The 13,105-nt window shown below is 61.5% G+C and carries 13 protein-coding genes and 1 tRNA gene; 5 read left to right on the top strand and 9 right to left on the bottom strand.

Going from position 1 to position 13,105, the window contains the following annotated elements; genetic code table 11:
* Positions 1–42: 42 nt before the first annotated feature.
* From EGO55_RS08205 to EGO55_RS20670, 6 genes are read right to left on the bottom strand one after another with little or no spacing between them, the layout of a single operon-like run.
* A complete protein-coding gene (locus tag EGO55_RS08205) occupies positions 43–978 on the bottom strand; it encodes a bifunctional riboflavin kinase/FAD synthetase (RefSeq protein WP_021689910.1) in 936 nt (311 codons plus the stop codon).
* Positions 978–1,475, bottom strand: a complete 498-nt coding sequence (locus EGO55_RS08200; protein WP_021689911.1) for a dihydrofolate reductase — start codon at positions 1,473–1,475, stop codon at positions 978–980. Before EGO55_RS08200 ends, EGO55_RS08205 begins: the two co-directional genes overlap by 1 nt.
* 5 nt (positions 1,476–1,480) lie before the next feature.
* Positions 1,481–2,539, bottom strand: a complete 1,059-nt coding sequence (locus EGO55_RS08195; RefSeq protein WP_021689912.1) for a 5-(carboxyamino)imidazole ribonucleotide synthase — start codon at positions 2,537–2,539, stop codon at positions 1,481–1,483.
* Positions 2,540–2,559: 20 nt separating this feature from the next.
* Positions 2,560–3,045 carry a 5-(carboxyamino)imidazole ribonucleotide mutase gene (purE, locus tag EGO55_RS08190; RefSeq protein ID WP_021689913.1) on the bottom strand — a complete coding sequence of 162 codons (486 nt, stop codon included), beginning with the start codon at positions 3,043–3,045 and terminating at the stop codon, positions 2,560–2,562.
* 4 nt (positions 3,046–3,049) lie between these two features.
* On the bottom strand, positions 3,050–3,736 hold the full coding sequence (gpmA, locus tag EGO55_RS08185; protein ID WP_021689914.1) for a 2,3-diphosphoglycerate-dependent phosphoglycerate mutase: 687 nt from the start codon (positions 3,734–3,736) through the stop codon (positions 3,050–3,052).
* 43 nt (positions 3,737–3,779) lie between these two features.
* Positions 3,780–3,956, bottom strand: coding sequence for a hypothetical protein (locus EGO55_RS20670; protein ID WP_021689915.1), 177 nt, complete (start codon positions 3,954–3,956; stop codon positions 3,780–3,782).
* Positions 3,957–4,094: 138 nt separating this feature from the next.
* Between EGO55_RS20670 and EGO55_RS08180 the strand changes: the two genes are divergently transcribed.
* Both EGO55_RS08180 and EGO55_RS08175 read left to right on the top strand, forming a co-directional pair.
* Positions 4,095–4,169, top strand: a tRNA-Thr gene (locus EGO55_RS08180).
* Positions 4,170–4,253: 84 nt separating this feature from the next.
* Positions 4,254–5,693: a DUF6538 domain-containing protein gene (locus EGO55_RS08175; protein WP_021689916.1), complete on the top strand. Its 1,440-nt coding sequence runs from the start codon at positions 4,254–4,256 to the stop codon at positions 5,691–5,693.
* A 697-nt stretch (positions 5,694–6,390) separates the two neighbouring features.
* On the opposite strand, the gene EGO55_RS08170 is transcribed toward EGO55_RS08175, so the two are convergent.
* Entirely contained in the window at positions 6,391–6,969 is a 579-nt protein-coding gene (locus EGO55_RS08170; RefSeq protein WP_021689918.1) for a recombinase family protein, read from the bottom strand.
* 781 nt (positions 6,970–7,750) lie between these two features.
* On the opposite strand from EGO55_RS08170, the gene EGO55_RS21380 reads away from it, so the two are divergent.
* Positions 7,751–7,876: a hypothetical protein gene (locus EGO55_RS21380; protein ID WP_268871144.1), complete on the top strand. Its 126-nt coding sequence runs from the start codon at positions 7,751–7,753 to the stop codon at positions 7,874–7,876.
* A 528-nt stretch (positions 7,877–8,404) separates the two neighbouring features.
* Here EGO55_RS21380 and EGO55_RS08165 read toward each other — a convergent pair.
* Positions 8,405–8,713 (bottom strand): GNAT family N-acetyltransferase, encoded by a 309-nt coding sequence (locus tag EGO55_RS08165; RefSeq protein WP_021689919.1) that lies wholly within the window; start codon positions 8,711–8,713, stop codon positions 8,405–8,407.
* Positions 8,710–9,510 (bottom strand): Rossmann-fold NAD(P)-binding domain-containing protein, encoded by an 801-nt coding sequence (locus EGO55_RS08160; RefSeq protein ID WP_021689920.1) that lies wholly within the window; start codon positions 9,508–9,510, stop codon positions 8,710–8,712. The genes EGO55_RS08165 and EGO55_RS08160 overlap by 4 nt, the downstream gene beginning before the upstream one ends.
* A 52-nt stretch (positions 9,511–9,562) precedes the next feature.
* Between EGO55_RS08160 and pepN the strand changes: the two genes are divergently transcribed.
* Positions 9,563–12,205, top strand: coding sequence for an aminopeptidase N (gene pepN, locus EGO55_RS08155; RefSeq protein ID WP_021689921.1), 2,643 nt, complete (start codon positions 9,563–9,565; stop codon positions 12,203–12,205).
* Positions 12,198–12,953 (top strand): peptidoglycan editing factor PgeF, encoded by a 756-nt coding sequence (gene pgeF / locus EGO55_RS08150; RefSeq protein WP_021689922.1) that lies wholly within the window; start codon positions 12,198–12,200, stop codon positions 12,951–12,953. Before pepN ends, pgeF begins: the two co-directional genes overlap by 8 nt.
* Positions 12,954–13,105 lie beyond the last annotated feature (152 nt).

The raw sequence follows: 13,105 nt of genomic DNA, 5'->3' as shown, positions 1-13,105 counted from the left end.
TGAAAACACCTCTCGTCGCGCAGCCATGCGCAAGAGCGACAATTACCCTTGCGGGGAGAGCAGGGCGCGGGCCCTGTCGCAATCCTTGCGCATCTGCTCGATCAACGCGTCCAGCGATGCGAATTTCGCTTCGGGCCGCAGGAAATGGTGGAAGGCCACTTCGATTTCGCGCCCATAGAGATCCTCCGAAAAATCGAAGAAATAGGGTTCCAGCAGTTCTTTCGGCGGATCGAATTGCGGGCGAATGCCGATATTGGCGGCGCCTTGCAGCAAGCGGTCTTCACCGATGATGCGGCCGGTCACCGCATAGACGCCGAATCGCGGGCGCAGATAGGTATCCAGTGGCAGATTGGCGGTGGGGAAGCCGATCGTGCGGCCCACCTTGTCGCCATGCTGGACCACGCCGCGAATCGCGAAAGGCCGGGTCAGCAGCGCGGTGGCGGTTTCGGTTTCCCCCGCTTTCAACGCCTCGCGGATGCGGCTGGACGAGATCGGGCCCGTGTCATCGTGCACCGGCCCCACAGTGACTGCTTCAAGCCCCAGTGGCGCGCCCAGTTCGCGCAGGACCTGGGGGTTGCCGCTACGGGCCTTGCCGAATGTGAAATCTTCACCCGTGACGACACCGGCCGCGCCCAGGTGCTGGTGCAACCCGTCCACGACCCACGATTGCGCGGACATGTTGGCGATATCGGTATCGAACCCGATCACCAGCATGGCATCGGCCCCCGCCGCGGCAAAAAATTCTTCCCGTTGGTCCAGCGTGGTCAGACGGAACGGTTCCGCCTCGGGATCGAAAAAGCGCACCGGATGCGGATCGAAAGTGGCGACAATCGCCGGGCGGCCCTGTTCCCGTGCGCGCCGGATCGCTTCGCCCACCACGGCCTGATGACCGCGATGGAATCCGTCGAAATTGCCCAGCGCGAGAATCGCGCCGCGCAGGTGATCCGGGACCGGAGAACGGGAATTGAGGCGAATCATTATGACACGGCCTTTACGGCCCGGCGCAGCGTTACGAAAGAAAAGGCTGGGCTGCCATTTTCGGCAGGATGATCTTCGCGCGCACTTTCCTGCCATGCATCGTCCAGCGGGGGCATCACGGTATCGCCTGCGATTTGGGCATGGACTTCGGTCAGTTCCACACGATCTGCCAGCGGCAGGAACAGCGCATAGATTTCCGCCCCGCCGACAACGGCAATTTCGCCCGCGCCGGCCAGGCCCAGCGCCTCGTCCACTGTGGCCGCCACTTCCGCGCCTTCGGCATGCCATGTGCGGTCGCGTGTCAGCACGATATGGCGGCGGCCGGGCAGAGGCTTGCCAAAGCTTTCGAAGGTCTTGCGCCCCATGATCATCGGCTTGCCCAGCGTCATCGCCTTGAAATGCCTGAGATCGGCCGGGATGCGCCAGGGCAGGGCATTGTCGCGCCCAATCGTGCCATTATCCGCACGGGCATAAATCAGGAACAGATCGCGGGCCATCAGGCTCAGTCCCGCATCAGGCGCGTGACATGGCCCATCTTGCGGCCCGCGCGCGCTTCGGCCTTGCCGTAGAGATGCAGGTGATTGGCGGGATCGGCCAGAATAGCCGCGCCGTGCAGCGCCTCCTCGCCGATCAGGTTGCGCATTTCCACGCGCGGTGCGGTCAGCGCCGTATCGCCCAGCGGCAATCCGCAGATCGCGCGGATGTGGTTTTCGAACTGGCTGGTCAGCGCGCCTTCGATGGTCCAGTGGCCCGAATTGTGCACGCGCGGCGCCATTTCGTTGAACACCGGGCCTTCCGGCGTGGCGAAGAATTCCAGTGTCAGCACCCCGACATAGTCCAGCGCATCGGCCACATCGGTAGCCAGTTTGCGGGCCGCAGCGACGTCTTCGAGAATTCGCGCGCTGGCAGGCACGGAGGACAGCGCCAGAATGCCGTTTTCGTGCACGTTCTGGGCACTGTCCCAGAACCGCACTTCGCCGTTGCGCCCGCGTGCGAGAATGACTGAGAATTCGCCTTCGAAGTGGACGAAGCCTTCATAGACCAGCGGTTGGCCGGGCAGGGCGATGCCATCGGCATCGTGGGCGCTGGTGACGCGCCATTGGCCCTTGCCATCATATCCGTCACGCGCGGTCTTGAGAATGCCGGGCGCACCGATCCGGGTGATCGCGTCGTCCAGATCCTCTCGCGAATCCACTGCCGCGAACAGCGCGGGCCGCCCGCCGAGCGCTTCGATGAAGGTCTTTTCCTTCAGCCGGTCCTGCGCCACTTCCAGCGCCCGGACGCCGGGGGCAAGCTTGTCCGCAGGGATCGCCAGCAACGGGGCGACCGGGATATTCTCGAATTCCAGCGTGACGACGGCGCAAGCCTGCACGAAGCGCGCCAGCGCATCGGCATCGTGCCAGTCCGCGCAGGTGAATTCCGCGCTGACTTCGGCGGCGACACTGTCGGCTTCGGGCGCATAGATATGGCAGCGATAGCCCAGTTGTGCCGCGGCCATAGCCATCATGCGGCCCAGTTGTCCGCCGCCCAATATGCCGATCGTTGCGCCCGGTTCGATCATTGTACCCCGCTCAGACCCACTCAGACGTCGCTCGGCTTTTCCGCCACGGCATCGCGCCGCGCCGCGCGCCACGCTTTCAGCCGTTCGGTCAGCGCGGCGTCGTTGGTCGCCAGAATGGAGGCCGCGAACAGGCCGGCATTGGTTGCCCCGGCTTCGCCGATAGCCAGTGTCCCGGTGGGGACCCCGGCTGGCATCTGGACAATCGACAGCAGGCTATCCAGCCCCGACAATGCCTTGGATTGCACAGGCACGCCCAGCACGGGCAGATGCGTCAGCGCCGAGATCATCCCGGGCAGATGGGCGGCGCCGCCCGCGCCCGCGATAATGACCTTGAAGCCTTCATCGGCTGCGTTCTGCGCGAAATCGTACATGCGTTCGGGTGTGCGATGGGCCGAAACGATCCGCGCGTCATGGGCAACGCCCAGGTCGTCCAGCACGGTGGCGGCGTATTTCATGGTCGGCCAGTCAGACTGGCTCCCCATGACGATGGCGACAGGTGCGGTCATCGGCTCAGCGATCCTTCAGATAGTGTCGTTCGCCCGGCTGGAAGGCCGCGTCGAAATCATAGACGATCGGCTGGCCGGTGGGGATTTCCAGTTCGAGAATATCCGTGTCGGAAATCTGCGACAGATGCTTCACCAAAGCGCGCAGGCTGTTGCCGTGCGCCGAAACGATCACCGTTTCCCCGGCTTTCAGCGCGGGCAGGATAGCGTTTTCGTAATAGGGCAGAACGCGCGCGATCGTGTCTTTCAGGCTTTCGGCCGCGGGAACATCGATGCCTGCGTAACGCGGATCGTGGGCCAGCGCGAATTCGCTGTCATCGGCCAGCGGCGGCGGCGGCGTGTCGAAGCTGCGGCGCCAGATCTTCACCTGATCGGCGCCATGCTTGGCTGCGGTTTCGGCCTTGTCCAGCCCGGTCAACCCGCCATAGTGGCGTTCGTTCAGGCGCCAGTCCTTGGTTTCGGGAATCCACACCCGTCCGCAATTTTCGAGCGCGAGATGCAGCGTGCGAATCGCCCGGGTCTGCAACGAGGTGAAGGCGACTGTCGGCAGCAGGCCTTTTTCCGCCAGCAATTGCCCGGCGGCACGTGCTTCCGCTTCGCCCTTTTCGGTCAGGTCGACATCCCACCAGCCGGTGAAACGGTTTTCCAGGTTCCACTGGCTCTGGCCGTGGCGGACGAGGATAAGGCTGGGCACGGGATCGAGGCTCCTCTGCGAGACTTTTTAGAAGCGCAGGCCCCTAGCTTTTCCGCGGCTCTTTGGAAAGAGCGTGCGTGCCGCCCTTGTCGGATCCTTCATTTGATCCATCCTCGATTGCGTTGATTTCGCGTGCCTGTGCCTTTCTGCGACGCAGATTTTCGCGCAGCTTGGCAGCAAGGCGTTCCTCGCGGGAAAGGGCGGCAGGCTTGTCGTTCATGGTCCATTGCAGTGCCGCGCAATCGATGTTTTGGCAAGCAGGTGTCCAGCACCGCTTGACAAGTTCGCGGCTCGCAGCAATAGCGCGCGCCTCTCGCGGTGCTGCTTGCTCGACAGGCAGATCGCGCAGGTTGGTAACGCTGCTGTAGCTCAGTGGTAGAGCGCACCCTTGGTAAGGGTGAGGTCGGGAGTTCAATCCTCCCCAGCAGCACCAGCCTTTCCCGCAGAAATGCTGGAAACTCTCGGAAAACTTGGGGTTTTTGACAGTCGGCTGTTACATTTGTAACGGAGACCACCCATGTGTTCCTATCTCGATCAGGTCGGTTCGACCTACTACTTTCGCCGCGCTGTTCCCAAAGACCTCTTAGGGTTCTTCAAGACCTCCTCGGGTAAGCCTCGAACCGAGTGGAAGTTTAGCTTAGGCGTCAAGGATCGCGAATCGGCCAAACGGCAACTGCGGCCTCATGAGGTCGAAACGGATGATCTGATCGATGCCGCTCGGCATGAGTTAGCTCGAACCTCCACTGAAGCACCGGAGGTATCGCTGAGACCCCAGCGAGAACTCGAGGAGGAAGCCGCTCGGGGGTTTCTTGAAGAGGAAAGTAGAAAGCGACGGGAAGCGCGCAGCGACCTTCGGACGCTATGGCGGATTCGGAGACACACCAGCACTGCCATGTTGGCACCGGAAGAGGCGGCTGCAATCGATCTCTTGAGAGAACAAGATGCGGAGCTCGCGGCCCTAAGACAGGCTGTGTCTGTCTTGAATGCGGGCAATCAGAGGCTCGGTATAGCCCCGATCAACGAGACTTCCACAAGTTCTAGGATTGAGTTGGGTGTGCTGTTCGATCGCTATGCTGTCTCAGGTGCGGCGAAACCGAAAACTGTCCGTAAATGGCGTAGGGCGGTGGAGAAACTGATCGAGCATCTTGGCCATGATGATGCACGTCATGTGACACGGGCTGACATGAACGCGTGGATCGCCAGGTTGGTGGCTGAAGGGCTGAGCAGGAAGACCATCGTGGATGGATACCTGCCAGCCATTCGCGCAGCCTTCGCAATCGCGCATGATGACGGCGAACTTCCCGCTAATCCTGCCGCAGGATTGACGGTCAGAGCGCCCAAGCCGGTAAAGCCACGTGAGCGCGACCACTCCGATGGTGAGGCCGCCACCATCTTGCGGGCTGCACTTCAACCTCAACCCCCGAAGCTGACCAAACATCATGCTCTAGCGAGGCGCTGGGTGCCATGGCTATGTGCCTACACGGGTGCGCGCGTCGGGGAGATGACGCAGCTCCGGGCCATGGACATTCAAAAAGAAGGGGGCATCTGGTACGTACTCATCAGCCCCGAGGCTGACGGTGGTGTAAAGACCAATGAGGCTCGGAAGGTCCCTCTGCACTCTCATCTTGTCGAGCAGGGCATTACCCAACTTGCCAAGGCTGGAGACGCTACACCTCTCTTTTATCGGCAGGGAGCGGGCAACGAAATCAACCCTGCCTCCAAGATTCGGGCGAGTGATCTTGCTAAGTGGGTCCGGAGTCTTGGTATCATTACCCCGCAACCGAACCATGGGTGGCGGCACAGGTTCAAAACCCAGTCACGCGCGGCAGGTATCCCCGAGCACATTGCCGACAAGATACAGGGACATGCACCTCGACATGAAGGAGGGAAGTACGGATCAGTCCCTCTCGCCACTCTGAGGGATGCCATAGAGAAGCTACCTCGTTATCAGTTCTGACGATAATGAGCTTCATCTCTACCCGTCGATATGGTCTGGGATTTGCCCTGGTGGTCCCTTAGGGCCTCTCTAGAGGTATTTCCCCTAGGGTATCATCCGGGATATGATCTTTAGGTATATCCCTATGGTATTCTCTAACGGAGTTATCCTGTTTTCATCAGGGGGTACCCCATGGATAACCCATGGTTTTTAAGACAGATATGGGTATCTCACTCAGGGTCGTTTGCCTTGTAGGTCATCCGGGATTTCTATTCCTAGATATATCTCTTGGTTACCCTCTAAGGAGGTATCCTGTTTGGAACAGGGGTACCCCATGGTAGCCATGGTTTTTGAGACAGATACGGGTATCTCTCTGTACGGTCCCAAAATGACCTGATGGCTAATTATCGTGGGTTTCATCCGTACCTATCTCCGTGGAAAAAGAGACAGATAGGGTAAGCGCATATGACCTACCCGGTGGCCTTCCTAAGCGCCCATAGAGCCATATGGAAACCCTTAGGTAGAACCCAGCCGCGTCCTGCACGTGAGCCCATGACAACCTAAGGTCGTAGAGTGCGCCCGCTATATCCATTGCCGCACTCCACTTGCGCTATGGACGCTAGGACTCCTCAGGGTCCCTCTCAGAGTCAATGTGAGCTCTCCGCTACCCAAGGGCCCATCTATCCCATAAGATTCTCACAGGGCTTCTCAGGGCATTCTAGGCGGCCCTTGCCTCTGCCCTTTGGATTGATGCCAAGCTGGTGCCGTATTCCTTGGCCAGAGTTCGTAGGCTCATCCCAGCCTTGCGCTTCTCGGCTATCTCGGACTGCTGCTGTTCGGTGAGCGCCATCGGCCTGCCCAGCCGCTTACCATCCGCCTTGGCTCGGCTGAGGCCAGCCTGCGTCCGTTCGATCAGGAGGTCCCGCTCGAACTCTGCCACTGCAGCAATAACGTTCATGGTCATCTTACCGGCTGGGCTGGTGAGGTCCGCACCGCCCAAGGCAAGGCAATGAACGCGGATGCCCTCGGCTGCCAGCTTCTCGACCGTAGCCCTAACGTCCATCGCGTTACGGCCCAGCCTGTCCAACTTAGTGACGATGAGCACGTCGCCTGCCTCAAGCCGGTCTAGGAGCTTGGTAAAGCCTTTCCGCTCCATAGCGGGCAAAGACCCGGAGACGGTCTCTGTGACGATCCTCTTGGGCTCCACGGCAAAGCCTGCGGCCTCGATCTCCCTCACTTGATTGTCTGTGGTCTGGTCTAGCGTGCTGACGCGGCAGTAGGCAAATGTGCGGGTCATAGTGCATCCCCCTGTATCGGAACCGTGCATCGATTCTAGAAGTGCACCGAAACTCCCGTCAACCTATTTTTTGATACACCCTCCGGAGGTGTACCGTAAACGACCGGTAACGATACGGGACGGCGCGTCGCGATGGTCAGCAAGATGACGGCCAAAGATCGTACAGGAAATGGCCAGCGGCTCTTTTTCCTGCGAGCGTTGGATTGGGGGTATGGGGGCGAGCTATGCGGATTCAGTAAGGACTACCGTCTCACACGAGGACTTCAGCCAAACATCGTCGAGTGCGATTGATACATGGAATGGCGAGTCTGACGTCAAAATCTGAGAATCATCCGATTCGATACAGATTCGGTTGGCATCATAGCCATCGACGCAAGTGGACGGTGCCAAATGCAGGGTATACGAATCAGGGGGCTGTGGAAAACTCTACTTTCCCCCGATTATAACGACCGGGGTTGCCGCGCTCGCAACATAAGGGATTCCTGCGAGTCGCCTCATCTGATCGTAATCGTCATGAAACTCAACTCGCGCTATCCACAATATCCACAGGTCCATACACCTTGCTCCCGTAAGCCCGGGCCTCCAACATGCTGCCGATTCTGAAGCTATGCTGAGGACTCAGGGAAACGGGGAAGTCCACATGAAAGTGAACCTCCCCATCCCGGAACAGAATGTGGCCCCTGTTACGGGTGCGCGATCCTGACCTGTGTGCAAGCCGTGCGTAGCACGGTTCAGATCGGACGCAAAGATTGTCGGGCCACCCTCATGAATGAGGTATGACATGTCGAAGATCAGCGCACCTCCGGGTAAGCGAGTGATCTGGCGTGCATGGATCACGATCAAAGGAAAACGAGTTTATGCTCGTGAGCGCGGTATTCGCGCGTTTCCCGTGATCGTGGACGACTAGCCAATCACGGCCTCCACTCGCCATTGCGCATGGTGGGTGGGGGCACCCCTTTTCGTTCGCTGATATGAGACAGGTCACTTTCAGAAAAGGACACGCCATGTCCGGTAAGAAAGTGCCGACACAAACGTCCCATCGCAGTTCGCAGACGGGGCGCTTTGTAACTGAACGATATGCTCAGCGGCACCCTGCGACGACCGAGCGGGAGCGCATAAAGCATCCCGAGCGGAAGTAGAGAAAGGCGAGACCCCTGCACTCTGCGGGGGTCTCGTTATCGTCAGATACCTTATGGTTGATGTCGGTGCGCTCGGTCAGTTGGGCTATGAGCCGGCCTGCGGGTCGAAACAACGATCGAATACACAGGATTCAGGGCTTGTCGCGGTTGTTACAATGGGGCATTACAGCCTCCCAAGCCGATCTAAAAAAGTCTAAGTTTTCCAATGATGTGTGTTGTAGCGTCGGGAGTTCAATCCTCCCCAGCAGCACCAGCCCTTTCCCCAATCATGGCAAGTGGCGGGCGTGAACCCGGGTTTAGCTGGCCAGAACGTCTGCCCAATCGGGATGGCGGCGGAACTGTGCCACGACATAGCTGCATTGCGGAATGATCCGGAAATCCTGCGCGCGGGCATCGTCGATCAACGCCTGCACCAGTTGCGCCGCAATGCCGCGTCCGCCGATTTCCGGTGGGACCAGCGTGTGATTGACGAGGCGGACATCCTTCCCGCCGGTGCCGACCTGCCGCCATGTCATGTGGCCGATATGCGGGCTGCCGGGCACAATGGCCTGATATTCGCCGCCGGTGGCATCGATCTGGCGGAGGATCTCGATGGATTCGCTCATAGGTTCCTCTTTGTGGCTTCGGCTGCGAGAATGGCCTGCAGTCCAGCGTGATATGTAGGATAGCGTGGGCGCCAGCCAAGCAGGCGTTTCGCCTTGCCGTTCGCAACCCGCCTGTTTTCCGCATAGAACGCGCGCGCTGCGGGGGAGAGGCCTGCTTCCTCCAGAGAGACCAGCGGTGGTGGCGCCCTGTTCAGCAGACGGGCCGCTTCCGCGATGACGCGGTTCTGGCTGGCGGGCAGATCGTCGGCCAGATTGAACGCCCCGCCCGGTGTGGTGAGCGCGTGCAGCACGCCTTCGGCGATATCTTCGACATGAATCCGGCTGAACACCTGCCCCGGCAGAGCAATACGATGAGCCGTGCCCTGCCGCACGCGATCCAGCGCGCTGCGACCCGGTCCATAGATGCCGGGCAGGCGGAACACATGGGCTCCGACCCCCAGCCATGCCGAATCGGCGGCGGCGCGCGCCCTGCGGCGGCCGACGCCCACAGGGCTGCTTTCGTCGACCCATGCGCCCCCGGCATCCCCATAGACGCCGGTGGATGACAGGTAGCCCAGCCATTTCCCGGACAGGGCATCGCCATAACGGGTCAGCACCGGGTCGGCACCATCCGGCTCTGGCGGGACGGACGAGAGGACGTGGCTGGTCCTGGCAAGCGCGGCGCGCACGGCATCGTCATCGGCGAAGGCAATCGTGCCCGCGCTGCCTGTCGCCTGCACGGCCCAGCCATCGGCAAGGAGCCGGTCCGCAAGAACGCGGGCGCTGTAACCGAGCCCGAAAAGAAAGAAATCAGCCATATTTGCCTTCTACCCACTGGACGGACGGACGAAAGCACCTAAGTGCTAGGTTATGGATATCGCACGCGACCCGTCCGCCCTTTCCGGCAATGCCCAGCCTGCCGTAGCAGCCCCCGTTCTCGCGCAGCCGCAGGAAATCCGCCGCGCGGATTATCGTCCTCCGGCATGGCTGGTGGACGAGGTCGGGCTCGATTTCGCGCTGGACCCCGATGCCACGCAGGTCCGTTCGCGCCTGTCCGTGCGCCGCAATCCGGCGGGCGACGGGGATCATGCGATTCGTCTGAATGGCGATGGGCTGGCGGCCCGTTCGGTCATGGTCGACGGGGTGATCACCAATGACTGGCACATGGATGGCGCCGATCTGATTGTAGCGTTGCCCGGCGATGCGCACGAGGTTTCTGTCGAAACGCAAATCACGCCCAGCGCCAACAGCCAGCTGATGGGGCTCTACGCCTCCGGCGGGATGCTGTGCACACAATGCGAAGCGGAAGGGTTCCGCCGGATTACCTTCTTCCCCGATCGTCCCGATGTGCTCAGCACCTATCGTGTGCGGCTGACGGGGGAAAAGGGCCGTTTCCCCGTGTTGCTGTCCAATGGCAACTGCACGGCATCGGGTGATAACGGCGATGGGACGCACTGGGCCGAATGGCACGATCCCTGGCCCAAGCCGTCCTATCTTTTCGCGCTGGTTGCCGGCGATCTGGTGGCACGGCGTGACAGTTTCACGACGATGAGCGGCCGCAAGGTCGATCTGGCAATCTGGGTGCGCGATGGCGATCTCGATCGCACCGATCATGCCATGCGCTCGCTCAAGAAAAGCATGCAGTGGGACGAGGAAGCGTTCGGCCGGGAATACGATCTCGACCTGTTCAACATCGTTGCGGTTTCCGATTTCAACATGGGCGCGATGGAGAACAAGGGCCTCAACATCTTCAACACCCGTTACGTTCTGGCCGATCCCGAAACGGCAACCGATGCGGATTACGATGCGGTCGAAGGGGTGATCGGGCACGAATACTTCCACAACTGGTCAGGCAACCGCGTGACCTGCCGCGACTGGTTCCAGCTTTCGCTGAAGGAAGGCTTTACCGTGCTGCGCGATCAGCTGTTCAGCCAGGCCATGGGTTCGGAAAGCGTGAAACGGATCGAGGACGTGCGGGTTTTGCGCGCGGCCCAGTTCCCCGAGGATTCGGGGCCGCTGGCGCACCCGATCCGCCCCGATTCCTATCGCGAAATCTCCAATTTCTACACGGCGACCGTCTATAACAAGGGGGCCGAGGTGATCCGCATGATGCGGACCATGGCCGGGCCGGAGAATTTCCGCAAAGGCAGCGATCTCTACTTCGACCGGCACGATGGCGAAGCCGCCACCTGCGAAGATTTCGTCACCGCCATGGAGGACGGCACAGGGCTGGACCTGTCGCGGTTTCGCCTGTGGTACAGTCAGGCGGGGACGCCGCGGGTTGAGGCGCGGCTGGAACATGACGGGGATGCGGCGATCCTGCATCTCAGCCAGACGGTTCCGGCCACGCCGGGGCAGCCGGACAAGCAGCCGATGCCCATTCCGCTCCGGCTGGCGCTGTTTGACCGCGATAGCGGGGACCATGGCGGCGAACAGCTGGTGGTGTTCGACAAGGCGGGCGATTCGTTCCGTTTCCCGGGCTTTGCCAAGCCGCCGGTGCTGTCGCTCAACCGGGGCTTTTCCGCGCCGGTCGCGATCGAGCGGGCGGTGCCGCAAGATGAACTGGTGTTCCTTGCCGCGCACGACGATGATCCGTTGGCGCGGTACGAGGCGATGCAAAGCCTGACCGTGCAGTACCTTACCGCCGATGGCGGGAAGGCTGGCGATGGCGATGGCCGGGACGCGATCGGCGCGGCGATGGCCGCCATACTCGATGATCCCGCGCTGGACGATCTGATGCGCGGCGAACTGCTGATGCTGCCGGGTGAAGCCTATCTTGCGGAACAGCTGCTGGTAGCCGATCCGGGCGCGATTCACGCCGCCCGCGAAGGGTTGAAGGCCTGGCTCGGGCAGCGGCTTGAGGACCGGCTGGTCGCCTTGCACGCGCGGGCATCGGCTGTGCCTTATGGTCTGGAGGCCGTGGCCCGCGGCGCGCGCAAGCTGAAGACGCAGGCGCTGGTGCTGCTGGCGGCCGGTGCCCCGGCGGTCGCGGCCGAACTGGCGGCGGCACAGTACAGTGCCGCCGATAACATGACCGACCGGCAAGGGGCGCTGATGGTGCTGGCCGGGCTGGACACGCCCGCCCGCGAGACGTTCCTCGCCGATTTCAAAACCCGCTATGAAGGCAATGCGCTGGTCACGGACAAGTGGTTCTCGCTGCAGGCCGGGTCGCTGCACCCGCAGGCGCTGGAGCATGTGAAACACCTGGCGCAGCACCCCGATTTCACCATGAACAATCCGAATCGCGTGCGTTCGCTCTACATGGCGTTCGCGGTGAACCCGCAGGCGTTTCATGCCGCCAGTGGCGAAGGCTATCGCATGATTGCCGATCTCATTCTCGCGCTTGATCCGATCAACGCACAGACAGCGGCGCGGTTCGTGCCGCCGCTGGGGCGCTGGCGGCGGATCGAGCCGGGGCGTTCCGCCCTGATGCGGGCAGAACTCGAACGGGTCGCTGCGGCGCCCAACCTGTCGCGCGATACGGCGGAACAAGTGGGGCGCTCACTTGGTTAGGCCGATCCGTTCCGCGTTGCTCGACGGTGTGGCGCACGGGTTTCTGACGCGCGAAGGCGGTGTCTCCACCGGTCTGGTGGCCGGGCTCAATGTCGGGCGCGGTGCCGGGGATGATGGCGATGCCGTTGCCGAAAATCGCCGCCTTGCCGCCGACGCGGTGCTGCCGGGCGGGCGGTTGGTGACGGTCTATCAGGTCCATTCGCCCGACTGCGTGATTGTGACCGATCCGTGGGACGAACAGGGCGAACGGCCCCATGCCGATGCTCTGGTCACCAATCGCCCTGGGTTGATCCTTGGCATCGTCACCGCGGATTGTGCCCCGGTGCTGTTCGCGGATCGCGATGCGGGGGTGATCGGCGCGGCCCATGCCGGATGGAAAGGCGCGCATGGCGGCGTGATCGAATCAACCGTGGCGGCGATGGAACAGCTCGGGGCCCGGCGCGATCGGATCGTTGCGGCGATTGGCCCATGTATCGGCCAGCCCAGTTATGAAGTGGGGGAAGATTTTCGCGCGAACTTTGCGCCAGAAGATGCGCAGTTCTTTATTCCGGGCAAGGCGGGGCACTATCAGTTCGCGCTGGAACACTATGTCGAACGGCAATTGCGGCGCGCAGGCGTGGGCACGATCGATCCGCTCGGGCTGGACACTTACAGCGATCCGCAACGCTTCTATTCCTACCGTCGGGCCACCCACGAGGGGGCCGCGAATTACGGTCGTCAGTTCTCGTTAATTGCTCTCGCAGGCTGATTTCGCAGCCATCAGGCCTAAAAGCCTGTTGGCAAGCGGCGCCTTCACGTATATCAGCCCCGCCAAACCGGCATAGGCAGCGCGCTGGCAATGCGTGCGCCGACTGTGCGGCTAGGGGGGTTCCTTAACGCACATCCGGCAGGAATTTTAAA

The organism is Caenibius tardaugens NBRC 16725 (genome assembly GCF_003860345.1).
Lineage (GTDB): Bacteria > Pseudomonadota > Alphaproteobacteria > Sphingomonadales > Sphingomonadaceae > Caenibius > Caenibius tardaugens.
This window is presented reverse-complemented; position numbering and strand designations above follow the sequence as displayed.